General features: G+C 40.2%; 24 protein-coding genes and 1 tRNA gene. 6 read left to right on the forward strand and 19 right to left on the reverse strand.

The genetic code is table 11. The annotated features are described in order from the left end of the window. Window positions 1-6 precede the first annotated feature (6 nt). Together selB and selA are read right to left on the reverse strand one after the other, a co-directional pair. Entirely contained in the window at window positions 7-1842 is a 1836-nt protein-coding gene (selB, locus tag NYR60_RS06990; protein ID WP_279466355.1) for a selenocysteine-specific translation elongation factor, read from the reverse strand. Beyond that, on the reverse strand, window positions 1839-3224 hold the full coding sequence (gene selA / locus NYR60_RS06995) for an L-seryl-tRNA(Sec) selenium transferase (protein ID WP_279466357.1): 1386 nt from the start codon (window positions 3222-3224) through the stop codon (window positions 1839-1841). The genes selB and selA overlap by 4 nt, the downstream gene beginning before the upstream one ends. 66 nt (window positions 3225-3290) lie before the next feature. On the opposite strand from selA, the gene NYR60_RS07000 reads away from it, so the two are divergent. After that, window positions 3291-3385, forward strand: a tRNA-Sec gene (locus NYR60_RS07000). Window positions 3386-3400: 15 nt separating this feature from the next. Then, complete coding sequence (gene mioC / locus NYR60_RS07005) at window positions 3401-3844, forward strand: FMN-binding protein MioC (RefSeq protein WP_279466359.1); 444 nt, start codon at window positions 3401-3403, stop codon at window positions 3842-3844. Window positions 3845-3913: 69 nt separating this feature from the next. Here the strand turns inward: mioC and NYR60_RS07010 are convergent, their stop codons facing one another. The 6 genes from NYR60_RS07010 to yiaK form a co-directional block, all read right to left on the reverse strand. Beyond that, on the reverse strand, window positions 3914-5371 hold the full coding sequence (locus NYR60_RS07010) for an FGGY-family carbohydrate kinase (RefSeq protein ID WP_279466361.1): 1458 nt from the start codon (window positions 5369-5371) through the stop codon (window positions 3914-3916). Window positions 5372-5514: 143 nt separating this feature from the next. Next, a complete protein-coding gene (locus NYR60_RS07015) occupies window positions 5515-6501 on the reverse strand; it encodes a TRAP transporter substrate-binding protein (RefSeq protein ID WP_279466362.1) in 987 nt (328 codons plus the stop codon). 71 nt (window positions 6502-6572) lie between these two features. Further along, complete coding sequence (locus NYR60_RS07020) at window positions 6573-7850, reverse strand: TRAP transporter large permease subunit (RefSeq protein WP_279466364.1); 1278 nt, start codon at window positions 7848-7850, stop codon at window positions 6573-6575. Then, a complete protein-coding gene (locus tag NYR60_RS07025) occupies window positions 7847-8329 on the reverse strand; it encodes a TRAP transporter small permease (RefSeq protein WP_279466366.1) in 483 nt (160 codons plus the stop codon). Before NYR60_RS07025 ends, NYR60_RS07020 begins: the two co-directional genes overlap by 4 nt. Before the next feature lie 70 nt (window positions 8330-8399). Beyond that, window positions 8400-8861, reverse strand: a complete 462-nt coding sequence (locus NYR60_RS07030; protein ID WP_279466367.1) for a YhcH/YjgK/YiaL family protein — start codon at window positions 8859-8861, stop codon at window positions 8400-8402. A gap of 81 nt (window positions 8862-8942) precedes the next feature. After that, a complete protein-coding gene (gene yiaK / locus NYR60_RS07035) occupies window positions 8943-9941 on the reverse strand; it encodes a 3-dehydro-L-gulonate 2-dehydrogenase (protein ID WP_279466368.1) in 999 nt (332 codons plus the stop codon). Between the two features lie 229 nt (window positions 9942-10170). Here yiaK and NYR60_RS07040 point away from each other — a divergent pair, with 229 nt between their 5' ends. Further along, the gene (locus NYR60_RS07040; protein ID WP_279466369.1) at window positions 10171-10722 is read left to right on the forward strand and encodes an RBBP9/YdeN family alpha/beta hydrolase; all 552 of its coding nucleotides are present in this window, start codon (window positions 10171-10173) and stop codon (window positions 10720-10722) included. Between the two features lie 65 nt (window positions 10723-10787). Here the strand turns inward: NYR60_RS07040 and nagA are convergent, their stop codons facing one another. The 6 genes from nagA to NYR60_RS07070 are packed head-to-tail and all read right to left on the reverse strand — an operon-like array spanning window position 10788 to window position 15938. Continuing rightward, window positions 10788-11933 carry an N-acetylglucosamine-6-phosphate deacetylase gene (gene nagA / locus NYR60_RS07045; protein WP_279467976.1) on the reverse strand — a complete coding sequence of 382 codons (1146 nt, stop codon included), beginning with the start codon at window positions 11931-11933 and terminating at the stop codon, window positions 10788-10790. 50 nt (window positions 11934-11983) lie between these two features. Next, the gene (gene nagB / locus NYR60_RS07050) at window positions 11984-12787 is read right to left on the reverse strand and encodes a glucosamine-6-phosphate deaminase (protein WP_279466370.1); all 804 of its coding nucleotides are present in this window, start codon (window positions 12785-12787) and stop codon (window positions 11984-11986) included. Window positions 12788-12836: 49 nt separating this feature from the next. Next, entirely contained in the window at window positions 12837-13715 is an 879-nt protein-coding gene (gene nanA / locus NYR60_RS07055) for an N-acetylneuraminate lyase (protein ID WP_039198256.1), read from the reverse strand. A gap of 20 nt (window positions 13716-13735) precedes the next feature. After that, window positions 13736-14608, reverse strand: coding sequence for an N-acetylmannosamine kinase (locus NYR60_RS07060; protein WP_279466371.1), 873 nt, complete (start codon window positions 14606-14608; stop codon window positions 13736-13738). Window positions 14609-14617: 9 nt separating this feature from the next. After that, complete coding sequence (locus NYR60_RS07065) at window positions 14618-15307, reverse strand: N-acetylmannosamine-6-phosphate 2-epimerase (RefSeq protein WP_279466372.1); 690 nt, start codon at window positions 15305-15307, stop codon at window positions 14618-14620. A gap of 37 nt (window positions 15308-15344) precedes the next feature. Beyond that, a complete protein-coding gene (locus NYR60_RS07070; protein ID WP_279466374.1) occupies window positions 15345-15938 on the reverse strand; it encodes an SGNH/GDSL hydrolase family protein in 594 nt (197 codons plus the stop codon). Between the two features lie 251 nt (window positions 15939-16189). Here NYR60_RS07070 and menD point away from each other — a divergent pair, with 251 nt between their 5' ends. Next, window positions 16190-17896, forward strand: a complete 1707-nt coding sequence (menD, locus tag NYR60_RS07075) for a 2-succinyl-5-enolpyruvyl-6-hydroxy-3-cyclohexene-1-carboxylic-acid synthase (protein ID WP_279466376.1) — start codon at window positions 16190-16192, stop codon at window positions 17894-17896. Then, complete coding sequence (gene menH, locus NYR60_RS07080) at window positions 17896-18669, forward strand: 2-succinyl-6-hydroxy-2,4-cyclohexadiene-1-carboxylate synthase (protein WP_279466378.1); 774 nt, start codon at window positions 17896-17898, stop codon at window positions 18667-18669. Before menD ends, menH begins: the two co-directional genes overlap by 1 nt. A gap of 61 nt (window positions 18670-18730) precedes the next feature. On the opposite strand, the gene NYR60_RS07085 is transcribed toward menH, so the two are convergent. Both NYR60_RS07085 and NYR60_RS07090 read right to left on the reverse strand, forming a co-directional pair. After that, a complete protein-coding gene (locus NYR60_RS07085; protein WP_279466379.1) occupies window positions 18731-19843 on the reverse strand; it encodes a transferrin-binding protein-like solute binding protein in 1113 nt (370 codons plus the stop codon). A 120-nt stretch (window positions 19844-19963) separates the two neighbouring features. Continuing rightward, window positions 19964-21493, reverse strand: coding sequence for a YifB family Mg chelatase-like AAA ATPase (locus NYR60_RS07090; protein ID WP_279466381.1), 1530 nt, complete (start codon window positions 21491-21493; stop codon window positions 19964-19966). A 205-nt stretch (window positions 21494-21698) separates the two neighbouring features. Here NYR60_RS07090 and NYR60_RS07095 point away from each other — a divergent pair, with 205 nt between their 5' ends. After that, window positions 21699-22865 (forward strand): FAD-dependent oxidoreductase, encoded by a 1167-nt coding sequence (locus NYR60_RS07095; RefSeq protein ID WP_279466382.1) that lies wholly within the window; start codon window positions 21699-21701, stop codon window positions 22863-22865. Between the two features lie 104 nt (window positions 22866-22969). Here the strand turns inward: NYR60_RS07095 and NYR60_RS07100 are convergent, their stop codons facing one another. Genes NYR60_RS07100 through NYR60_RS07110 form a run of 3 tightly spaced genes read right to left on the reverse strand, consistent with a single transcriptional unit; the run spans window position 22970 to window position 25966 of the window. Next, entirely contained in the window at window positions 22970-23527 is a 558-nt protein-coding gene (locus NYR60_RS07100; RefSeq protein ID WP_279466383.1) for a DUF5358 domain-containing protein, read from the reverse strand. Window positions 23528-23549: 22 nt separating this feature from the next. Beyond that, window positions 23550-24704, reverse strand: coding sequence for a UDP-N-acetylglucosamine 2-epimerase (neuC, locus tag NYR60_RS07105; RefSeq protein WP_279466384.1), 1155 nt, complete (start codon window positions 24702-24704; stop codon window positions 23550-23552). Next, a complete protein-coding gene (locus NYR60_RS07110) occupies window positions 24704-25966 on the reverse strand; it encodes a cytidylyltransferase domain-containing protein (RefSeq protein ID WP_279466385.1) in 1263 nt (420 codons plus the stop codon). Before NYR60_RS07110 ends, neuC begins: the two co-directional genes overlap by 1 nt. Window positions 25967-26013: the final 47 nt, after the last annotated feature.

Below are 26013 nucleotides of genomic sequence, written 5' to 3' on the forward strand. Positions count from 1 at the left end.
TTCTTGTTAGAAAGTGTCTTGATCACGTAATAAATGAATATTACCTTTTCGTCTTAAAAAGCCCGAACGGTCAAAATATTCAATCAGCTGAACGGTTAGCTTACGTCCCCACTGAATCTCATCACGAAGCTGATTTACTGAAACAGAGCCGTTTCGTTCTACAATCCCTTTTACTAATTGAGCCAATTCAGTCATTCTCTCACTGAGTAAGAAACGATCTTTTACAATCGGAATTAAATAACCTAATTTACCGGCTTTATATAGCAAGTTTCGCATTTCGGTTTCATCACAACATAATTCCGTGGCAATATCTCGGACCCAAAGTGCTTCGCTTTTGTTTTCAAATAGCGGTCGAATTTGTTGCCAAAGTTGCAATTCCTCTGCAGAAAATTCAATACGATGACTCGGTAAATGGATCCAGCCTCGAGTTTGTGCCAGTTGTTTGCTTTCGATTAAATCATCAATAAATTGGTAAGCTAACTGCTCCGGCTGATCTAATACGGCAATGCGATACAATCTCGCTTTAGTCACGCCTAATTGATCATTGTGATTCTGATGATATTCAGACAGTTTTTCGATAATATTTTGTTGAATTTGTTGCTTAAATTCAGCGGTAAAAATCCATTTCGACTGCACGTCGAAACCCTGTTCAGCTAATTCTTGTACGAAACATTGCTCACGCCATAATAACGAATCAAGCTGTTCCGCACGATTTTTTAAGTAAAGCGAAATACGTTGCGAACAAGCGGTCGTTTTTGCCAAATTTTTTACCAAAGCAAGGCGTTTCTCCGTTCGCTTATGGCGTTTCGGCGAATCAATTTCTAAAACTTCCGCTCCAGCTAAGGTTTGGCTGTCATCGCCGCTACGAATAATCAGTTTATCCGTGACCGCCATTGCTAACGGCTCATCTAAAATCATTTCTGCAAACGTTTCGCTGTTTTTGACCGCTTGTTTTTCGGTTAAGAGATTCAGCTTACCGGTCACGTGTGAAGCAAAATGATATAAATGCACAATATGATTTTCTTTTAGATTTTGTGCCGTATGAATTTTAACCGTAATTCTATCGGTGAAGTACGGCTTCAGTTCGGTAATCCAATCACCACGCTGAATATGCTCTTTTTCCGCATTGGCAAGATTCAAAGCTAAACGTTGCCCTACCGTACCGATTTCCGCCGACTGATTTTGTGCGTGAATTTGCTTAATTCTAACTTTTTGACCGTTGGATAAATAAAACTCATCGCCGATTTTAACTGTTCCTGCTACCGCTGTTCCGGTCACAACCAAACCTGCACCTTTAATACTAAATACTCGATCAATCGCATATCGAAACGGTTTTTCCAGATACGACTGTTGTCGGCTTAACTGAATTAATTGATTTCTTAATGCTTCTATACCTTGCCCGGTAACTGCGGAAGTAAGGAAGAACGGTGCATCAGCTAAAAACGGATATGTGTTCTTCATTATCGTGATAAGCTGTTCCGCTTGACTTGCCTCCACACGATCCACTTTAGTTAATACCACTAAAATATTAGTAAAATTCAATAAACGCAGGATCTCTAAATGTTCCGCCGTTTGCGGTTTAATTCCTTCTTCAGCCGACACAATTAATAAGGCATTTTGTACACCGCCCAGTCCGGCAAGCATATTCGACAAGAATTTCTGATGCCCTGGCACATCAATAAAACCTAACACATCATCTTTAATCGGCAAGTAAGCATAGCCCAAATCAATCGTTAAACCGCGTTTTTTCTCTTCCGGTAAATGAGCGGTATTTGTACCGGTTAAGGCTTGTAACAAGGTTGTTTTTCCGTGGTCAACGTGTCCGCTTGTAACAAAAATCATGCTTCCTCCAACATATTCAGCAACGTCTCAAACTGTGCGACCGAACGCACATCCAGCCAAAATTTTTGCTGAGCAAATCGTCCGATTATCGGGCTTGGCAAGACTTTAAATTTTTTCTCTAACTCAAGTAAATCACTCTGCTTATCCGCAAAAATCGTAACCGCAACCGAAGCTAAAGTTTCCGTCGGCAATGCTCCGCTGCCGATTTGTGCAAGGCTCGGTTCCACTTGCAAAATATAACGAGAATCCAACCGCTTACTCAGCACCGCTTTTAGACGTTCCGCTTTAGTTTGCAAGGTCGCAAGCGATTGGGTTAAGAAATTAAACGTCGGTAATTCATCGGTTAATTTTTCCGGAAACAGATAATTGCGAAGTGTCGCTTCCAATGCTGATAAAATCACTTTATCGCAACGTAATACACGCTTGAGCGGATGAGATTGAAGTTCATCAATCAAAGATTTTTTCCCGACAATAATACCGGCTTGCGGTCCACCTAATAATTTATCGCCGGAAAATGACACCAAATCAACCCCTGCAGCAACCTTCTGCTGTACCATAGGCTCCGGCGGTAAGCCAAGTGCAGTCATATCCGTCAGCGAACCGCTGCCTAAATCACTCATCACCGGCAAATTAAATTCTTTCGCTAATTCAACCAATTCCTCTTCAGATACCGATTTAGTAAAACCTTGAATATGGAAATTACTGGTATGCACTTTCATTAAAAAAGCAGTATTTTCATTAATCGCATTGCGATAATCACGTAAATGAGTGCGATTGGTCGTGCCGACTTCAACTAATTTACAACCTGCTTGAGCCATAATATCCGGAATGCGAAACGCACCGCCGATTTCTACCAATTCGCCACGAGAAACAATCACTTCTTTACCCTGTGCAAACGTCGCTAACATCAGCAATACTGCCGCAGCATTATTATTCACAACGCAAGCGGCTTCCGCTCCGGTAAGTTGCTGAATCAATTGAGAAATATAAATATCTCGATGACTACGCTTCCCTTCATCAATATCAAACTCCAACGCAACATTATTTCGCATCGCATTAGTCGCTGCTTGAACCGCATTTTCTGACCACAAACCACGTCCTAAATTGGTATGTAACACCGTACCGGTCAAATTAAAGACAGTTTTGCTGGATACCATACGTTTTTTTTGTAAGTTTTGCTCAATTACACTAAAAATCGAAGACTGCTCAGTAATAAAATCCGGTAAACATTGTTGTTTAACAATCTGATCACGCACGTGTTCTATTAGCTGTCTTGCCTCTTGAACAAAGGCCTGATGACCGAATTGTTCAATTAAATCAATACCTTGAGTACTTTTGACCAATTTATCTATAGAAGGGATAACTCGAAATAATGTTTGCATAGTAAAAAGCGTTAAGAAATTTTGAACAATTTTAATAAATAAAGTAGAATATCGCCACTCTTTAAAGGAAGCGAGTCATCTCCGGTGAGGTGGCAGGACTTCAAATCCTGTTGAGGACGCCAGCGTTCTTGGGTGGGTTCGACTCCCATTCGCTTCCGCCAATTATTTCCAATTCTATGACAAAATCTATTTGTATCATCACAGGCAGTACCCTCGGTGGAGCGGAATACGTTGCCGATCATCTTGAAAGTTGTTTAAAAACACAAGGTTTTGCTGTCGAACTCTTTAATCAAGCAACCTTAGCAAATATTCAACATCAAACCCATTTAATTGTCGTCACTTCAACTCACGGAGCAGGCGAGTTACCGGATAACATCAAACCGTTATTTGACGAACTGGCGGCAAGCGATTTAGATCTTAGCGGTATGAAATTCGGTGTGGTCGGTTTAGGCAGCACTGATTACGATACTTTCTGCCATTCGGTTGATATTGTTGAAAACGGACTAACCGCCAAAGGTGCGAAACAGATATGTGAATCAGTTCGCATTGATGTGGCAAACAATTTTGACCACGACAGTACGGCGGAAGAATGGTTGCCAAGTTTTGTTGAGCAGTTATAACGAACAGTTCGAAATAACAAGCGGTCGGAATTTGCAAAAAATTTGCAGATTTCGACCGCTTTTTTATATTTAAAGCATCGCTTTTAACGCTTCGGTGAGTTGTTGATAACGCTGATATTTTTGTTGGTAAACAGCGAAATTTGCCTGATTTGGTTGCACTTTCAACATTTCTGTTTTCAATGCTTGTACTTGTGAAAGTTCTGCACCGGTGCCCTGCATAGCCATTAATGCCGCACCTAAACAACCGGTTTCTTCCACTTGCGGAATTTCCAATTGCATACCGGTTAAATCGGCGAGCATTTGTAGCCAAATCGGTGATTTAGTTGGTCCACCAGTTACACGTAATACATTTGCATTTGGAAAACGTTGCTTCATACGGTTGAGGTGGTGCATAAGACTAAACAGCACGCCTTCATAAATTGCCTGCAATAAATGTGCTTGGCTATGGTGCGCTTGCAAGCCGTAGAAGCCCGCTTGCATACCTAAGCCGGCATTCGAGCCATATAAAAACGGCACAAATAACACGGAACTGGCCGCCGGCGGTAAACTCGCCACTTGTTGATTAATTTCCGCATAGTCTAATTTCCATTGCTTCACAAACCATTCCAAATTACCGGCGGAAGTCGGGCTGGCCTCATGAATGATAAATTTGCCTTCGTCCGTATAACGACCATAGACAAATGGTAAGGTTTGAGTCAAGTCGATATTATCAGTGATACCGCTGACAACTGACCACGTACCTAATACCGCATTCAGTTTACTTTCGTCATCTAAATTGGCACAACGTGCAGTGGAAACTACATCAAATAAACCGCCGACCACCGGCGTTCCTACCGCTAAGCCGGTTAGTTTGGCTGCTGCTTCGGTAACATAGCCGGCAATTTGATTCGGTTTAATCACAGGCGGTAGCTTTTCTAAAATATTTTGCAAACCGAGCAGATCGGCAAGCGCTTGGTCATATTCGCCGGTTGCCATATTGTAGAGATTGCTTTCAGAAATATTGGTTTCTTCGGCAAATAATTCACCAGTTAAACAGAATCGTAAATAGTCGTGTGACATCAGTATCGAGCCGATTTGCGCATAACGTTCCGGCTCGTTGTCTTGTACCCAACGCAAAATCGAAACAGGGTGTCCGGTCCATAACGTCTGGCGGGTAATCGGATAAAGTTTTTCCGGAATACCGTTCGCCTGCCACTGTTTCACAATCGATAGAGAACGTTGGTCAGAAGACAAAATCGCTCTGCCAAGCGGTTGGTTTTGCTGATCAAGTAAAAATGCACCTTTGCCTTGTGCCGAAATGCCCACCCCTTTGATAGCGGTCGGATTTATCCCACTTTTTGCAATAGTTTGAAGTACTACCTCGGCACACACTTGCCAGAGTTGTTGCATATCTCGCTCGGCATAACCCGCCTGTTCGCTGATAACCGCCACATTCTCACGATGAATACCGTGTAACTCACCGGTTTGGTCAAAAAGTGCGGCTTTGACAAAAGTACCGCCACAGTCTATGCCTAGGTAGTAGTTCATTTTTTGCTCCAATTATTCAAATAACATAGGGGACGATCAATGTTGAATATAATGGACGAACACCGTTCGCCCCTAAAAAGAACTTTTTATGCAGTTTGTTACATAATACAGAAAATGCTACGAATCAAACCGCTTGTTATTGTTTATTTCGCTAAAGCATCTACTTTTTCGATTAATTCTTTACCGTGTTTTTCGATAAAGTCTTTGCGAACTTCAGCTTCAATTACCGCTTTAAATGGTGCGTTATCCACTTGTTCAATCACTTCTACACCAGCTTTGCGAAGTTTTTCAATAATCTCTTTTTCGTTTTTCACGTTGAGATCACGTTGGAATTGACCCGCTTCTTTCGCTGCATCTAACACCGCTTTTTGCAGTTCTGGGGTTAAGCCGTCAAATTTGGCTTTGTTCATTACTACAATTAATGGTGTGTAACCGTGGTTGGTTAAGCTTAAGTGTTTTTGTACTTCATATAATTTTGCTGACCAGAAAATACCGATTGGATGTTCTTGTGCATCTACCGCACGGGTTTCAAGTGCAGTATAAAGCTCAGAAAGCGGCATCGGCACTGGGTTACCACCTAAAATACTAAATGCTTTTATATACATTGGGTTTTGGTTAGTACGAACTTTTAAGCCTTTGATGTCTTCCGGTTTATTAACAGCGTGTTTTGAGTTAGAGAAGGCACGGAAGCCAACATCCCAGAATGCCAAGCCTTTTAAGCCTTGTTTTTCAAGATCTTGTAATAAACCTTGACCGATTTCACCGTCTAATACTTTGTAAACGTGTTCACGATCTTTAAAGATAAACGGGATATCAATCACGTTTAATTTAGGTTCTAAACCAGTGAAGTTTGGTGAACCTGACATTTCAATATCAATCGTACCGCCACGCACACCACTGATCATGGTTTGTGCATTACCTAATGTACTATCAGGGAACAATTTGAGTTTAATTTCCCCTTTGGTTTTGTCTTTCAATAATTCATCAAATTTTTTCGCCGCAACGTGCTGGCTGTCGGAACGAGGTGCCTCATAACCGAAGCGAAGCGAAATTTCCGCATTTGCTACACCTGAAAATGCTACTGCACTAGCAACGAAAGCTGATAAAGTTTTTAGATTAAAAAATTTCATAGGGGTCTCCTAAGTAGGTTGGGAATTTGTTGTCTAGTTCCCCTCTTTAGTAAAGAGGGGGAGCTAATTTTTTACTGCATCCAGCTTAACGGCACTAAAATTAAATCCGGTACGAATACGAAGAGCAGTAATAAACCAATCATCATCATAAGGTAAGGGAATACCCCTTTTGCTGCTTGGTCAAACGGTAGTTTTGACACACCGGTAATTACGTTTAATACATTACCGACCGGTGGAGTAATTAAGCCAATTGAGGTGTTAAGAATAAATAACACACCGAAGTAAACCGGGTCAATTCCCGCTTCTTCAATTAACGGCATTAACACCAGGGTTAAGATTAAAACGGTCGGAGTTAAGTCCATCACCATACCGATCACGAATACCGCTAACATCACCACTAATAATAACGTTGTCGGGCTTTCGATTAACGGCTCAAGCAATTCGGTTAACATGGTCGGTAATTCCGCCACGGTAATTAACCAGCCGGTGACGTTTGCCGCTGCCACTAAGAACATCACTACCGCAGTGGTTTTTGCCGCCGCTAAAATCACTTTGTAGAGGTCTTTGAATTTCAATTCACGATAAACGAACAGTGAAACCACTAACGCATAGAAAGTTGCTACCGCACCGGCTTCTGTTGGGGTGAACATACCTGAACGGAAACCACCGATAATAATCACTGGCAACATTAACGCCCAAATACTGTTTTTAAATGAAATACAAAGTTCTTGTTTAGTCGCTTTTGAGAAGGTCATTAAATCAAGGCGTTTGGCTTGCCACCACCAGAGTGCGGCTAAACAGATACCCATCATAACGCCTGGGAAAATCCCTGCTAAGAATAATTTAGTGATAGATACTCCACTCGCTACCCCAAATACGATAAACGGAATGCTTGGCGGAATAATCGGTGCGATAATACCCGCAGTACCGATTAAACCTGCTGAACGGTCAATCGGGTAACCGGTAGTTTTCATCATTGGTAATAGCATTGCTGCTACTGCTGCAGTGTCCGCTACTGCCGAACCGGAAAGGCTCGCCATAATCATCGCAGCAAGAATCGCTACAAAACCTAAACCACCGCGTTTATGACCGACTAATTTCATCGGTAAGTCGATAATACGTTTAGAAAGTCCGCCTTCATTCATTATTTCACCAGCGAGAATAAAGAACGGAATCGCCATGAGCGAAAAGCTATCTGCACCGCTAACAATTTGTTGGGCAAGAATTTGTGCATCAAATAAATCTAAGTGAAGCATTAATGCTACGCCACAAATCAATAAAGCAAACGCAACCGGAATCCCTAAAATAATTGCACCAAGTAATACCGAAAGGAAAATTACGACAGTCATTGTGCTTCTCCTTTAACTAAAGCGGTCACATTTGTCACCATTCTTGCAATAATCAAAATACCGATTAACACACCTGAAACCACACTTGCAAGGAAAGTAATACCTTGTGGTAAACCTGAGATAGGTGCAAGATTTTCAAGATTGAGTTGGAATTGAATCCAACTACCATCAACGATGAGGTAGCAACAGAATAACATTGCCGCATCGGTAAACAATTTTAAAACATTACGTGCAATGGGAGAGAGTTTCTCAGTTAACACGGTAACACTAACGTGTTGATTTTCACTAAATGCCAATACTGCCCCTAAAAAGGCAAGCCATACAAACATATAGCGAGAAACTTCTTCTGTTACATTAATACTGCTGTTAAAGCCATAACGCAGTACCACATTAAGGAAAACTAAAATTGACATTGCCGATAAAATAATCACGGCAAAGGCTTCAATCGCTTTTCCAACGAATTGAGCGATGGGTTTCATCTGTTGCTCCTTGTCTTATCCTAGGACTTACACCCTAGGTTACGCATATTTGAGCTGCTCTGTAGCTCGTCTAGATTTCTGTCATTGCAATTTTAACGACCACTTTTCTAATCGTCTCAGTACCGTTAAAAATTGCAGTTCTATGGCAATCTTCTGGGAAAAACACGGCAAAATTACCAACTTCACAGGTAAAAATTTGCTCATTTTCGACCGTTTGATAATACTGAATATCTCGTTCCGGTAGATAAGCAGTGTGAATCGGATTCTTACCACTATCTACTGCAAATGCCATTTTCTCTTTACCTTTGTGAAGATATTGCACATCTAAGTAATTACGGTGGACTTCAGGTTGAAATGCTGAAATATCTTTGGTTTCCAAATCTAATACTTGGACGTAAATATCTCTGCCTTTCAGCTCGTAAACCCCGGCTTCCATCGCATCAAAATCAGTGTTTTTTAAATAATGCAATGCATATTGAATCGCTTCAGGATATTGTTTTGGATTGTAGTTTGAAATGTGTCCGAAAAACATCGTTTGTTCCTCGTAAAAAATTAAATAATTTGACCGATTGTATTAGTTCCTCTCTCCCTCAAGGGGAGAGAGTTATGCCATTTACAATGATTGCAATTTTGCCCATACAGTTTCATCAACCGGAATACCGTTGGCAATGTTATCAGCAAGAATAGTAGTGAACTCGTGACCTGGTAAACGTACAGGTACATTCGGATCTGCTGGTTCTGCCGTTCTTACATAATCCATAATACGGTTCAATTTTTCGTCTTTGGTTTTACCGTCGATTAAACGATCCACTTCAATCGCAATGAATACTTGTGAAACACAATATTCGTCATCTTTATCTTCGGTTACCGCCGCAGTAGATTCACCGTTAGAAAGTAAGGTTGCAATCATATCTAACACGATTGATAGGCCAGAACCTTTCCAGAAGCCCATCGGCATTAAACGGCGGTTTTTCTCAACGGTTGCTGGATCACGGGTCGGATTACCATCATCATCAAAACCAGCATCAACAAAAGTCTGACGGCCTTGTAAGCGATGAACTTCCAACATACCGTAGGAATACATTGAGCAAGACATATCCACCATAGTGATTGGCGTGGTCGGTACGGCAACGATTAACGGGTTGGTTCCAACACGGCATTCTTTTGCCCCCCAAGGTGGCATTACTGCTAACGCATTGGTCCAACAAATACCAATATAGCCTTTCTCCGCCGCTTGCCAGCCGTAAGAACCACCTCTCATCCAGTGGTTCGCATTACGCAACGCCACCACACCGATACCGTTTTGTGAAGCGAGTTCCATCGCTCTATCCATCATTTTTTTCGCAGTTAAGTTACCAATAGCTTGATGAGCATCCCATTGTTCGATAGCCCCCAATGAAAGTACCTTAGTCGGAACGGCTTCCGGTACAATATCTCCGTTTTCTAACTGCTGAATAAAACGTGGAAAACGGTTTACCCCGTGTGAATATGCACCCGCTTGAGTGGTATCAGCAAATACGGTTGCACACTCTTCTGCAATTTCTTCACGTACATTACGTGCTAATAACACACGTTTAAATTCAGCTTTTAAATCTTGATAAGAAACTCTCATTGGACACCCCTAATTTATTAGCGTTTCAAATAGTAAAATGATATTTCATAAATTACGCTTAGTAACCGCTGAAGTCAACCAAACCTTAAAAATAAAAATCATTTAAAATCAATAAGTTAAAAACTTTTTTGCCAATTTGTGACAGAGATCTCACTTTTCAAAGTAAATTTTTTTGGCTAAATTAGGCCCAAAGCAAACGTTTTCTAATAAAAAATAAGAAGGATAAGTAATGCAAAAAATATACATAACCCACGGTTATACTGCGAATCCGGGGAGGAATTGGTTTCCGTGGTTAAAACAAGAATTGGAAAAATTAGGGGTAGCGTGTGAGTGTTTAGCAATGCCGGACTCCGATAATCCGAATCCGCGAGTGTGGTTAGAACATCATAAAAATACACTTACCTTAGACGAAAATACGATTTTAATCGGGCACAGTTTAGGTTGTATTGCGTTACTGAATTATCTTGCGGTGACACAACAAAAAGTGGATACGGCGATTTTTGTATCCGGCTTTTATGAAAAACTGTCAACTTTGCCAGAATTAGATAGTTTTGCGGAATTTTATTCAAATAAGACCGCTTGTTTGCCGACAAAATCTTATGTAATTTCTGCCTTAGATGATGAGATTGTGCCGCATTTATTTAGCGATAGATTGGCACAATATTTACAGGCGGACTATATTCGTTTGGCACAAGGTGGGCATTTTATTGACCGACAAGGTGTAACCGAGCTACCGGTTTTATTGGATTTACTCAAAAAGGTGTTAATCCTTGAAGCGTAAGCGGTCAAATTTCTCTTATTATTTACCAGCTAAAAATGACCTTCTCAATTGAGAAGGTCACTCATTTAATTAAAGGCTTGCCATTCGCCATTTACCGCACAACCAATTACCTCAAAACGGTTGGTAAAAACGGTCAGATTCGCAATTTTGCCCACTTCAATCGAACCTAAACGATCATCAACACCAATCGCTTTCGCCGGATAATAATTACACATTCTCAGCGTTTCATCTAACGGAATCCCAACTTCCTGCACCGCATTTTTAACCGATTCGATCATCGTAATGGATGCACCGCCTAAAGTGCCGTTAGCGTCATAGCATTTGCCGTCACGCACATAAACCGTAGTGCCGACAAAATCAAATTGTTCGATATTCGCACCTGCCGCTGCAGTGGCATCGGTGACGATACAAAGTTTGTCACCTTTAGCTCGTTTAGCGATTTTGACATTACCAAATTCGACGTGTAAACCGTCCACAATAATACCGGTATAAACCTCATCGCTGTCTAACACAGCGCCGACAACGCCCATTGCACGTCCGGAACTGATAGGCGACATAGCATTGTGTAAATGGGTAGCAAAGGTTGCACCATTGGCAAACGCTTGTTTTGCCACTTCATAAGTGGCGTTCGAGTGTCCGACCGACACAATAATGCCACTTTTCACAAATTCAGGAATTGCTTTTGCGGTCGGGTTCTCCGCCGCTAAAGTAATTTTGGTGATCACATCAGCGTTATCACATAGAAACTGTTGCATTTCAGGGCTGATTTCACGCACATATTCGGCACGATGTACACCTTTTTTCTCAAGGCTGAGATAAGGGCCTTCCAAGTGCAAACCGAGTGCTTGGTTTTGATATTTCTGCAAATAATCACGCATCGCTGCGACTACTTGTTTCATACCCTCATCAGGTGCAGTAATAAAGGTCGGTAAATAACTTGTTGTGCCTGAACGTAAATTGGTTTGCTGCATAATTTCAAAAGTGTGAACTGTCGGTTCACTGTTTACCATGACACCACCGCAACCATTTAGCTGTAAATCAATAAAACCAGCGGTAAGATTATGTCCTTGTAAATCAATACATTGGATATCATCCGCTAATTGTTCTTCACGTACAATCGCTTGAATTTTGTCATTCTCAATAACTACAGCGTATCCGTATAACACCTCTTTGGCGGTATAAATTACACTGTTTGTGAAAGCATATTTCATCATTTTCTCCAAATAAAAAGGTCTGTTAATAGTGTAACAGACCTTAAAACTTACAACACGCTTTGAATTGCATTAGCTTCTAATTGGGTGAAATATTTCACGGTTTTCACTTTGAGTTCTTGGGTTGCTGATTCGTCACACACCACAACTCCTCGCTCATGCAGTTGCAAAGCACTAACCGTCCACATATGGTTTACTGCCCCTTCCACACAAGCCTGTAATGCCAACGCTTTATTGTAGCCGGTAATCAGTAACATCACTTCTTCCGCATCAAGTAATGTTGCCACACCGATGGTTAACGCATATTTTGGCACTTTGGTAACATCATTCTCAAAAAAGCGGGAATTTGCGATCAAAGTATCTTCGGTTAAGGTTTTAATCCGAGTACGTGAACGCAAAGAAGAAGCCGGTTCGTTAAACGCAATATGACCGTCCACACCGACACCACCCATAAACAGGTGAATTTTGCCGTATGACTGAATTTTCTGTTCATAACGGCGACATTCAGCATCGTGATCCTCGGTATTACCATTCAAAATATTGATATTTTGTGGCTGAATATCAATATGATCAAAGAAGTTACAGTGCATAAAGGTATGGTAACTCTGCGGATGTTCCTTAGGTAAGCCGACATATTCATCCATATTAAACGTAACTACATATTTAAAGCTCACTTCACCGGCTTGGTATAAACGAATCAATTCCTGATAGGTTTGTAGTGGCGTACTGCCGGTCGGCAAACCTAACACAAAAGGGCGATCAGCCGTCGGCTGAAATTGATTGATACGTTCAACAATATGACGAGCAGCCCAGCGACTTACTTGCTCACTCGTTTGTAAAGGGATAAGACGCATAATATTTCCTCATTATTATTGTTATATGTGTACAACAAGCTGTCAAATTTTATAAAAATTTTGCATAAAGTGCTTTTGCCACTTCAAGTTGTTTGTCGGTTGCTTTAGCGGTCATCGGTTCACGGCAATAACCGGCTTCTACACCTTGTAATTTAAGTAATTCTTTAATAGTGAGATATAAACCGTTCGCTAAAATGCCTTCAATCAAATCATTGGTCACGTGTTGTACCGCTAACGCTTCCGCCAATTTACCTTGTTTGGTCAATTCAAAAATTTGACGAGCGCGCGGTGCGTTCACGTTGAAGGTCGAACCGATTGCACCGTCCACACCTAGTGCCACCGCCGGTAACATCATTTCATCAAAGCCCGCCCAAATTAAATGGTTCGGATAGGCTTTTTTCAAGCGTTCCAATAAATAGAAATCGCCGGCGGTAAATTTCACCCCTAAGATTTTCGGATTTTTATACAATTCGCCGAACTGCTCTACACCGATATTCACACCGGTTAAGAACGGAATCGAATAGACGATCATATTGTTGCCGGTTTCGGCAATAATGGTGTCGTAATAATGTTTGATTTCGGCAAAGCTGAATTTGTAATAGAACGGTGTCACCGCTGATAAACAATCATAACCTAATTCGGTGGCATATTTACCTAATTCGACCGCTTCTTGTAAATTCACGCTACCCACTTGAGCAATCAGTGCAATTTGATCTTTCGCTTCGTCTTTTGCGATACGGAAAATTTCTTTTTTCTCTGCGGTGGAAAGCATAAAGTTTTCTCCGGTTGAACCGCCGACATATAAACCGTCCACTTTCATTTTGTCGATATTATGACGAATAATTTGGCGTAAGCCCTTTTCATTAATTGAGCCGTCTTCATTAAATGCTACGAGTAACGCACTAAAAATACCGGTTAAATTTTTCATATTATGTTCCTTAAATTTAATTAAAAATGTTGTTCCGCCCATGCTGCCGCACCGATTAAACCGGCATCGCCGCCATATTTCGCCGCTTCCAATTCACAATGATAGAAATGCGGCATTTCGGCTAAATATTGTCGTACAAGCGGTAAATAGCCTTCCGCCAAGCCGATACTACCGCCGATCACCACTTTTTGCGTATCTAAACCAATGGTTAAATCCGCCACTAAATTGGCGATCACTTTTGCAGATTTTTCGACTAATTCGACCGCTTGTACGTTGCCCGCTCGGAATTGCTCAAATACTTGTTTCGGGGTACAAGGTTCTGCCCATTGGCTTGAAACTGCTTCGATAGCTCGCCCTGAAGCAATCGCTTCCACACAACCTCGGCGACCACAACCACAGACTGGCCCGTTCGGATCCGCTAAAGTATGTCCAATATGCCCTGCTACGCCATTTGGTTGGGTTAGCAATTTGCCGTTTTGGATAATGCCGCCGCCAACGCCGGTTGAAACGGTAATAAATACAAAATTTTCGATCGCTTGTTTATCTTGATGTTGATATTCGGCACAAGCTGCCGCTTGCACGTCATTGAGTAAGAAAATCGGTTTGTCAGTATGATGTGCAATACTTTCTTGCAATGGAAAGAAAGCTAATCCGCCTAAATTTTTTGGGTTTAATGCGGTTAAAATGCCGTTATTGATAATACCGGTCGAAGCTACTGAAACTGCATCAAACTGCCCTTGGTACTGTCGAAAAATGTCCGCTAAAGTGTGGTGCATCGCTTCCGCCGCATCTTGTTGTGGCGTGCTGATTTGTCGGCGTTGGGAAATTACACCGTTTTCGACTAATGCCGAGGCAATCTTAGTACCGCCAATATCTAATGCTAAACAACGCATACATTCCCCTTAGACTTTTGCAGCTTTTATCTCATCAGCAAACCAGCTGACAATATGCTCCAAACGCGTTAATGCCGAACCAACCGTAACACAATCCGCACCGATCTCAATCGCGGTTTTAGCCAGTTGAGGGGAGTTATAACGCCCTTCCGCCATCACAAAACAACCTGCCGCTTTTAAGTCTTTAACTAACTGATAATCCGGTTCATTTGGTACTTCTCCACCGGTATAACCCGACATCGTACTACCGACAATATCAAAACCGAGTTGCTGGCAATATAAGCCTTCTACCAATGTCGAACAGTCCGCCATTGCCAAACAACCTAATTCGTGAATACGTTTCAACGCCGCTTCAATCGTGACCGGTCGTACCCGATCCGTACCGTCAACTGCAATAATATCCGCACCGGCTGCCGCTAAATCTTCAATATCTTGTAAAAATGGGGTGATGCGTATCGGGCTATCCGGTAAATCACGTTTGACAATCGCAATGATCGGTGCTTTTACTGTCGGACGCGTTGCTTTTAAATTATCTACTCCTTCAATACGTAATCCTGCCGCCCCACCGATAATTGAGGCTTGTGCCATTGCTGCCACAATCTCCGGCTTGTCCATCGGACCGTCATCAACCGGCTGACACGAAGCAATCAAACCATTTTGAATCGTATTCAATACTTCTGTATGAGATAATTTTGACATATAAACTCCTTGAGTCTGTTATGCTTTCCGACACATATTACACATACGCCTCTAATAAGCGACGCAAAATCGCATAACCCTGTAAATTGAAGTGCAAACCGTCCGTTGTAAATGCCGCATTGAGATTTCCCTCTGAATCCGCAAATGCCTCAAAGGTTTTAACAAAAGTCAGATTTGCCGGACAATGTTCGCTGAAATAGGCATTAAGCTGCTGAATTTGGCTGTTCGTAACCGTATTTATATGACGAACTGGCGTAGCTTCTAGTAAGAAATAATGGGTATTTGGCATTGCAAGCGGTTGAATTTGTTCAATTATTTGCAATAACCAATGCAAGACTTGGGCAGGAGAATAGTCAGGCTCTTTCACAATATCGTTTACGCCTAAGAACAAGAAAACCTTTTGTCCTAATGAAGTAATACGCTGCGGTTTCGCTATCACATCTAAATATTGACGAGTACTCACGCCAGAAATGCCTAAATTTGCTACTGATTTACCGTTAAAGGTAATTTCATTTTGCCAATCATTCCACATATCGAACAAAGAATGTCCTAACAAACTCACTTCCGTAACACGTTGAAATTCTTGGCTTTTAGCTTGATAACGTAGGAAAATATCCTCATCTGACAACATTTCTCCAAACCTCACACCAGTTATGAATAAATACGCCATTTATTATAAACTTAATGGAGTAATTTTCATTTATAATGTTTAAAATATGTGAAGTACTTCTCATTAATTTTGTTATCAAGCCAAAAAACAATTTAATAAAAATGAAATAAAATGGCTAGCAAATGGTAATTTTCCAACTATTTTTCGTAGATTTTGCTACAATTCTTTTATTTAATGATAATTAAACCCGTTATAAAGCACAGAGAAGAGATATGACAGTAAGCACCTTTAACCGTTCTTGGGCAAAAGTGATTGTGAACGCCTTATTACGTTATGGCGTAAAACATTTTTGTATTGCACCGGGATCACGTTCCACCCCATTGACACTTGAAGCAATCCAACTACAGCAAAGCCAATTAGCTCAATGTCATAGCCACTTTGACGAACGCGGATTAGGCTTCTTTGCCTTAGGGATTGCCAAGTCAACTAATGATCCTGTGGCTATTATCGTGACATCAGGAACGGCAGTTGCTAATCTTTATCCGGCAGTTATTGAGGCAAGTCTTACTCACCATAAACTTATTGTTCTATCTGCAGACCGACCGCCGGAATTAATCGGTTGCGGTGCAAATCAAGCAATTCCGCAACAGGGTATTTTTGCGAATTATCCGGTAGCAAGCGTTAACTTACCAAAACCAGCAGAGCATTATAATGCAGCTTGGCTAGCCGCAACGATTGAACAGGCTTGCGTAACCCAAAACCAACAAGGTGGTGTGGTACATATCAACGCACCTTTCGCAGAACCGTTATATGAAGCGGATGAAAATGCAATTAGCACTCACCCGTGGTTAAAACCGATTCAAAGTTGGTTAATCAATCCACACACCAAATGGATTAACAGCCAAACGATTCAAAGTGAAGTATCTATGCACGAGAATTGGGATTACTGGCGTACCAAACGTGGCGTAATTGTGGTGGGTAAATTACCGGTTGAACAAGGTATCGGCATTAAAGCATGGGCGGAAACGCTCGGTTGGTGCTTACTTACTGATGTGCAATCTTGTGTAGATGCGAGTTTACCATACGCAGATATTTGGCTGTCGAACAATACTGTTCACCAACGCTTATTACAAGCAGATATCGTGATTCAATTCGGTAGCCAAATTGTCAGCAAACGTGTCAATAAATTCCTTGAAGCCTTCAAAGGTGAATTTTGGCAAGTAGATGAATATAGCGATTATTTAAATCCGTTCGCACATCATCAAACACGCTTTATCGCAAAAGCACATCATTTCTTACGTGTGCATCCGCCACTTCGCCAAAAACCATGGCTATTAGAACCATTAGCACTTTCACAATTCTGTGCCGGTTTTATTGAACAACAGGTAGGCGGTAGCTTAAATGAAGCATCATTAGCACATCATATCGAAGAAGTTTTAGCGACTAACGGTAATTTATTTATCGGTAACAGTTTATTTGTACGTTTAGTTGATGCACTATGCAAATTGCCAGAGGGTTATCCGGTTTATACCAATCGTGGTGCTAGTGGTATTGACGGTTTAATTGCAACCATGGCAGGTGTCGCACAAGGTAGTGGTCAACCGACCGTAGGTGTCATTGGCGATATTTCCGCTCTACACGATTTGAACTCTGTCGCATTGCTTAACAAAATTAATCACCCTTGTATTTTATTCGTGATTAATAATAGTGGTGGTGCAATTTTCGATATGTTACCGGTGGAAGCAAAAGCGAAAGAGCAATTCTATCGTTTAGCACATAACTATGAATTTGCACCGATTGCAACAATGTTCGGCATTGAATATATCCGTCCATTTACTTGGGCTGATTTAAAAGCCAAACTAAAACTTGCTTACGGACGTAAAGGCGTGACTATCGTTGAAATTAAGGTAAATGATCAGGACGGTAGTAACCTGTATAAATCATTAATCAAACAAATCTCTCAAGCGGAAATTGCCTAATGCTCCATGCAACATGGCACAGTGAAACGGGTACACCGGTGGTTTTTCTGCACGGTTTACTCGGTTCACAGCAGGATTGGCAAGCGGTATTAGACCGCTTGCAAAATTTTCCGGAAATTCGACCGCTTACCATAGATCTTCCCTTACATGGTGCAAGCGAACATATCGCCTGCCATGGTTTTACTCACGCTAGAGAGCTCATTCATCAAACTATCCTACATTATATTGGCAATCAGCCTTTTTATTTGATCGGCTATTCGTTAGGTGGACGTTTAGCTTTAGACTATACACTCAATTCCCATAATCCTCATCTCAAACATACCATTCTTGAAGGAGCAAATATCGGTTTAGCAACAGATACGGAACGCCAAGCTCGTTGGCAAACCGATCATCAATGGGCGGAACGTTTTCGCCACGAGCCTATGACAACCGTGTTAAATGATTGGTATCAACAAGCGGTTTTTGCCAATTTAGACCTACACCAGCGGTCAAATTTGATCCAAAAACGGCAAAATAACCATGGGATAGCCATTGCAACGATGCTTGAAGCAACAAGTCTTGCAAAGCAAACATATTACCAACCCTTATTAATAGAAAAAAATTGGAATATTACCTTTTTAATCGGTGAGAAAGATCAGAAATTCCGAAAAATGGTCTGCGATAATAAACTAAGTCACCACATTATTCCTAATGCAGGACATAATGCACATAACGAAAACCCACAGGGTTTTATACAATGTCTCATTAAATTAATAGAAAAAGAAAAGGACTAAGCTCATAAAACTTAGTCCTTTAATTATGCTAACTCTTAAAAAATTCGTTAGTTAATATATTTTATTTTCCCTCACTATTTTGTACTTGTGTCGCACCGATTACCCCTTTCCATAAGCCTTCTCTTTGGCTCACTGAACCGCTTAATACATCACCATTACTACCATAAATACCCCCACTAAAATTAGCATCATGCTTCTTATCATTAATTAGATGACCAGCTACTGAACCATCAGAATTAACTTGTCCACGAAATGTCCATTGTGGCACATTGTTATAAGAAGTATCTTTGTCCCCGTCTATTTTCATACTTAACATTTTATTTGAACCGTTATATGTTGCGTTAACGATCGCATCGAATTTTGCATTATCACCGCCCTTATCATAGGAATAAATCATTTTCCCTTTATAAGATAAAGAACCGGTTGTATCAGGCAATTTCTTCATCCCTTCATCCATTGCTAAGAGAGGATAACTTTGAAAAGGTAAGTTATGTTCTTCTTTGCTTACATATCTATCTTCATTTCTGATAGATTGATGCACCTGATTTAGTCGAGCATGCCCGTAATATCCTAATAACTTGCCTTGGGAATCTTTTAGAATATGTGTTTCATATGGTTTTAATGTATTCGTAAATTTTTCTGTTGTATGTTGAGTTTTATAAGCGTAATCCTCCACATTTAAAATCACTTTCTGATTATCTTCCAATACAATTTGGATAGGGAAATGATTAGGTAAATGTTCTTGGACCCCTGCTTCTTTAACTAACCCAATACCTAATTCTCGTATTTTTTCTTTATTATAATCCTCTACCGATCGCTTTATTATCTCCTGAACTATATCCTCAGGATGAGAATTTTCTTGTTGCTTGTTATGCTCTTCAGTTTGTAATAAATTATGTTTATTTAACGAGACAATCTGATCTTTCTTAATCGGATCGATACCATGAGCTACATTATTTTGAATTGTTTTAGTTGGTACATCTTCTTTTACTGTAGAACTTAAGGAATCGTTATCTTTTACTTTCTTCCTTTGAATATGCTCTACTTTTTCCGCCTTACTTTTTACGTTTTTTAAATCTGATCGAATATTCGGAGATTTACCATTACTACCTCCACAACCAGATAGAATCGCTCCTATAAGCAACATTAAATTAAATTTAATTATAAATTTCATAATAACTCCTTTTTGATAAATAAAAATAAGCATTAAAACCCCATACAATGCTTACGAAATTTCAGAAACTTAATTATATTACACTTATTTACAAAGATCACAAAATATAAAATTATTTACTTAATGTTCACCTTGTAATCTCTGCAACAGTCTATCCATAGCCCGATAGCCAAGTGCTTCAGCAAGATGAATTTGCTGAATATTCGGCTCATTAGCGAGATCAGCAATTGTTCGGGAAACCTTTAAAATACGATGATAAGCACGTACCGAAAGCCCTAATTTGGTCAAAGCATTTTCTAAAAACAGAGCATCTTTTTCTGCCAAACGGCAATCCCGTTCAATTTCTTTGGTAGTTAATTTAGCATTAATTTTTCCGGCTCTCGCAAGTTGTAATTCTCTTGCTAAAAGTACTCGCTTACGTACTTGTTCTGTAGTTTCACCTCGATTATCACTACTTTGTAATGCACCTTTCGGCAATAACGGCACTTCGATAGACAAATCAAAACGATCTAAAAATGGACCAGATAAACGATTTAGATAACGCATTACTTGTTGCGGAGAAGTACGATTGTGCGTGCCTTGATAATGCCCTGTTGGACTAGGATTCATTGCTGCAATTAATTGAAAACTAGCAGGGAATTGCACCTTAGCATTCGCTCTGGAAATAATAATCTCACCGGCTTCCAGCGGCTGACGTAATGCGTCCAATACTTTTCGTTCAAACTCAGGCAATTCGTCTAAAAAAAGCACACCATTGTGCGCCAAACTGATTTCGCCCGGTTTAGGAATAGAACCGCCACCGACTAACGCCACCATTGAAGCACTATGATGCGGTGCTCGAAACGGGCGCTCTTTCCAGTTGTGAAAATTCAATTCGTTTTGTACCAAACTGGTCACCGAAGCGGTTTCAATCGCTTCATCATCACTCATTGCCGGTAACAAATCCGCTAAACGGCTGGCAAGCATCGTTTTGCCTGTACCAGGAGGACCAAGGAAAAGTAAATTATGTTGTCCAGCAGCCGCAATCATTAACGCTCGTTTAGCGTGTTGTTGCCCGATAATATCAGTCAAATCACGTTTTACAAGCGGTTGAATTTCTTGTGTTTTTTGCGAAATCTGCTGAGCAACCGGCAGACTATCTCGCTTATTCATAAAATTAACCACTTGCAATAAGGAACTGGCAAAATAGGTTTCTGCATTCGACACTAACGAAGCCTCATTCACATTCGGACGAGAAATAATCATCTGTCGCTTGGCTTTTTCAGCGGAAATTACCGCCGGAATCACGCCGTGAACGCCTCGTAACGATCCTGTTAAAGCCAGTTCTCCTAAAAACTCAAACTGTTTTAAGCGATCCGAATCCATCTGCCCTGAAGCGGCTAAGATCCCAATTGCAATCGGTAGATCAAAACGCCCTCCTTCTTTAGGTAGATCCGCCGGTGCAAGGTTAATCGTGATCCGTTGCGGAGGATACATAAAGTTGGCATTCATTAACGCGCTACGCACCCGATCTCCCGCCTCTTTTACCGTGGTTTCCGGTAAGCCAACAATCGTTAGCCCCGGTTTTCCGTTACTCAAATGCACTTCAATCGTTACCAACGGTGCTTCCACACCAATTGATGCACGGCTATAAACAATGGCTAAAGACATCTTCCCTCCTACAAATTGCTAGGAGGGTAAAAGATAAAGTCACATAAGCACAGTAACAAAATCACTTTTCTCGATCAGGATCGCAAAAATAGGTTTCCTCTCTATCAAATCCAAGCTAAAAATCCTAAAAGCACTAAATATTGAGTTAGTTCCGGTAATTAAAACGTTATAATAGGGCATCAACATTCAGTAAATGAGGGGCAAAATGAAAACACAAGATATTATCATTATCGGTGGCGGTATGGTCGGAGCTGCGGTAGCACTCGGCTTGGCAAAACAAGGGTTAAATATCGCATTAATCGAAAAAAATCCGCTTCCTTCATTTGATGCGAATGCTGCTTATGATTTACGTATTTCCGCCATCAGTATTACCTCGGTCAAACTACTTGAAGAACTGGGTGCTTGGCAAGCAATCAGCCAAATGCGAATTTGCCCGTATGACGGTTTGGAAACTTGGGAAATCGAAGGATTTAATACCGCCTTTCATGCAGAGGAAATCGGCTTGGATAAACTCGGTTTTATGGTGGAAAATAATGCAATTCAGCTCGGTTTATGGCAAGCCTTAAAGCAGTATCCAAACTGCCAACAAGCGGTAGGATTTTCGCAAATTTCTGCAAATTATCACGAACAATTATGGACAGTAACCGTTGATGAGCAAACATTTACCGCCCCACTACTGATCGCTGCGGACGGCGCAAACTCACAAGTGCGTAGCTGGGCGAGTATTGGGCTAACCAGCTGGCAATATCGCCAACATTGTTTACTTGCCACGGTGAAAACCGAATTACCGCAACAATCGGTTACCTGGCAACAATTCTTCCCGAGCGGCCCTCGTGCATTTTTACCTCTATCAGATCACAACGGTTGTGTCGTGTGGTATGACGTACCGCAACGCATTGCTCAGCTAAAACAACTGTCTTCAGAAAAACTCACCGCCGAAATTCAACAACATTTCCCTGCCCGTTTAGGCAAAGTGGAAGTAGTCAATGCCGCCAGTTTTCCACTGACTCGCCAACACGCTCAACATTATGTCAAAAACGGCGTGGTATTGATTGGCGATGCGGCGCACACTATTAATCCGCTTGCCGGACAAGGGGTTAATCTCGGTTTTAAAGATGTGCAAGTGTTATTGGAAGTGATTGAACAAGCGGTCAAAAAAGGCGAAAACTTTGCAAATGAAGCGGTGCTTAAACGTTATGAACATAAACGTAAACCCGATAATTTATTGATGCAAACCGGTATGGATGTTTTTTATAAAGCCTTCAAAACCGAGTTATTGCCAGTAAAAATTACCCGAAATTTAGGCTTGGTACTAGCGAAAAAAATTATGCCTCTTAAGAAAAAAGCATTACGCTATGCGATAGGTCTGTAATCTAGGGGATAATGATCGAATAAAAAGGATGGAATTTAACCTTATATCAAATTCCACCCTTTATGACTCAGTTATCGCCGGTAGCGAATACTGTTTTAAAGCAATTACAATAAGAGTGCTGAACCCCACTTGATAATATCAAAAAAGAATTTATTTTGATTAGTCGCCACACCATCGCCATTTTTAGCATCTGATTTGGTTTCCTCAACCATACCACTTTTATACTGACCTTTTACAACGGCTAAATCGGCTTTAGCTTTTTCTCTTAAGATTTGACATTGTTTCTTATCTAATGGCTCAAATTCTTGAGTATTTTTAAACTTTTTAAATTGATATTGAGCATAGCCCATCGCTTTCTCATCATCTTGAATAATTTTTACATATTGCTCGCCAATAAGCTCTTCTAAGGGATAGAAAAATACATATTGTGAGTGAATATATGAATCTTCTTTACTAAAAGCCTGTTGTTGAATCTTTGTTAAATTCGGATAAATACACTGCTCAGCCTGCTGACTGGCAATAACCCAACGCCGAGCATCTGAATCCGAAAGTATATAATCTGCATTCGCAAACTCTCCGGGGAAATTTTCTTGTTGAGAACTAGAAGATGAACAAGCTGTCACTAACCCAACAAAGGCTAATATTAACCACTTATTTCGCATAAAATACCTTTTTTAATTTTTACTATAAATCGTAAAATGTTTTCGGCTGCGAAATCAGTTCCTCTGCCAAAAACGTTTTGATGATTCGATAAGCGTTTTCCATCGCATTATCTTGATAATATGGGTTTATCATTCGTGGTAAACACTGTTGAAAATCAAGTGAAATTAATCGTTCAATCCCTACTTTAATCGCTTCTTTGGTCGTTTCCACATCAATCACACTTTCTCCGCGAACTCGACCTTGCTGACGATTGCCAATATTTACTGTGCCAACACCACAGCTTGGTGCTTCTAATAAACCGGACGAACTGTTACCGATTAAACCTGCGGAATATTTAATTAAGGCTAAATACTCTTCCGGCTTTACCGAAGTAAAAAACTTATAATGATGTTTCGTAGCATAATCTTGCAGACGTTTAAAAATTTGATCAGCATTTGTATCCGAATTTGAGCCGATAAAAACAAATTGATAGTCCGATTTAAATGTCTCTAAGGCAGCTAAAAGCTGCTTTATTTGCTCCGATACCGGCTGTTCGCTTAGTGTTTCTGGGTGAAATACTACCATAAAATAAGATGTATTCGGTATCTCTAGACTTATGATTAATTCTTCTTTAGTCGGTAACGCCAGTAATAAACTATTTTCCGCACCTAATGAACCGATATTATGTACATATTGAGGATCTTCACCTAATTGAATCACCCGTTTTCTATATGTTTCAGTTGCAGTTAAATGTAATTTCGACATTTTCGTAATACAATGACGAATAAATTCATCATAATTACCGAGCGTCTGTTCTCCGCCGTGTAAATGAATCAAAGGAATATTATGTATTGCAGCTGCGGTTGCAACCGCAAGCATCTCATAGCGATCCCCTAATATCATAACCGCATCATATTTATGCTGTTGAAAATGCCTACCAAAATCATCTAAACATTCCGCCATAGAATGAATAATCGTTTGATTATTTTCAGCATTCAAGGTTAATGGTATACGAGCCGCAATATCAAAACCGTCTTTTTCAATGAGTTCTACTGTTTTTCCATATTGTGCGTCCAAATGCATAGCGGTAACTACTAAAGAAAAATCTAGTTCAGTATCTTCATTTAATTTTTTCAGTAAGCGTTTAACAATACCATACTCAGCTCTTGATCCAGTAATATATGCAATTCGTTTCATTATTTGATCTCTTGTTCCAAAATAGCGGTCAATTTTTCATAGCCTTTTGCATTAAAATGTAAACCGTCATGACTATATTCCAAGTTAAGTTTTTGGTATTTATCACTGAAATGCTCAGCTAAATCCACCCAAATCACATCCTTCAAATATTGCTTCAAATACATATTTAATGACTTAATTTCCGTATTATCACGATCTACCCGTAAGGCTGTCGGTATAATCTCAAGGAAATAAACTTCAACCTCCGGATTAATTTGCTTTAAATTTTGAATGATTTCCTGAATATTAGACACGACTTGCTCTTTACTCCAATCAGGATAAACAATGTCATTCGTACCGAGCATTAAAATCACTTTTTTACCCAGTTTTTGAATAAGTTGTTGATTCAGAATAAGAGATAAATACTGCTGTGCAGTAATACCTGAAATTCCTAAATTATTTACTTCCAATCCTCTTAAAGTTCGAATATCCCACTGATCTAAAATAGAATGGCCAATCAAAGTGATTGGTTTAGTCTGATGGAACAATTCAGTTTTGGAAGTAATTTGTTGCTTAATACGATTTAATAAAAGTTCAAAACGTTTTTGTTGCTGAGTAAGAAAATAGAAGTATTCAAAATCCTGTCGATCATCAATATCTACTGCTTTTTCTCGTTCCATAAAATAAGCTAAAGATTTAGTACCAAAGAAGTGTTTTTGTTCTAAATAAGCGGTTGGTTTTGCGATAAAAATCGCACCATTCGGAGAATATTCTTGTCGATATTGTTGACGAGTATAATTGGTATAATCTAACTGTAAATGCTTGAGACTCCCATCTTCATCAATCGGAAAAGTTAATGAAGTTGGTTTATGTACGTCCGATACTGAAACACAAAAATCAAATTGCTCAAAATGACGTTCAAATTTTTTACAGGCTTCTTTGATATGTTTTGCCGTCCGTAACGGAGAGGTCGGCTGTAATAAGACAAAATAATCAAATTTGATTGCATGATACTGTTTTAGTACATCTTCAATCACCACAAATGAACTGGCATTATCACTCGCTAAATGTGCCGCTCGTTTTAGAAATTCAATCGGATAATGAGACAATAAATCAATATATTCTTGCGAATCAGTACTCACAATAATTTTTTCAAACTCACCTGACTGTATTGCCGCCTCAATCGAATAGGCGATTAACGGTTTCCCGTTTACCAATAAAACATTTTTATTCGGCAAGCCTTTTGAGCCTGCACGTGCTGTAATAATGGCTATTTTTTTCATAAATTTTACCGCTTATCTGTTAAATATGCCCCCCAATAGGAGGGTAA

Origin of the sequence: Actinobacillus genomosp. 2 (assembly GCF_029773605.1) — a bacterium.
Classification (GTDB): Bacteria; Pseudomonadota; Gammaproteobacteria; order Enterobacterales; family Pasteurellaceae; genus Actinobacillus.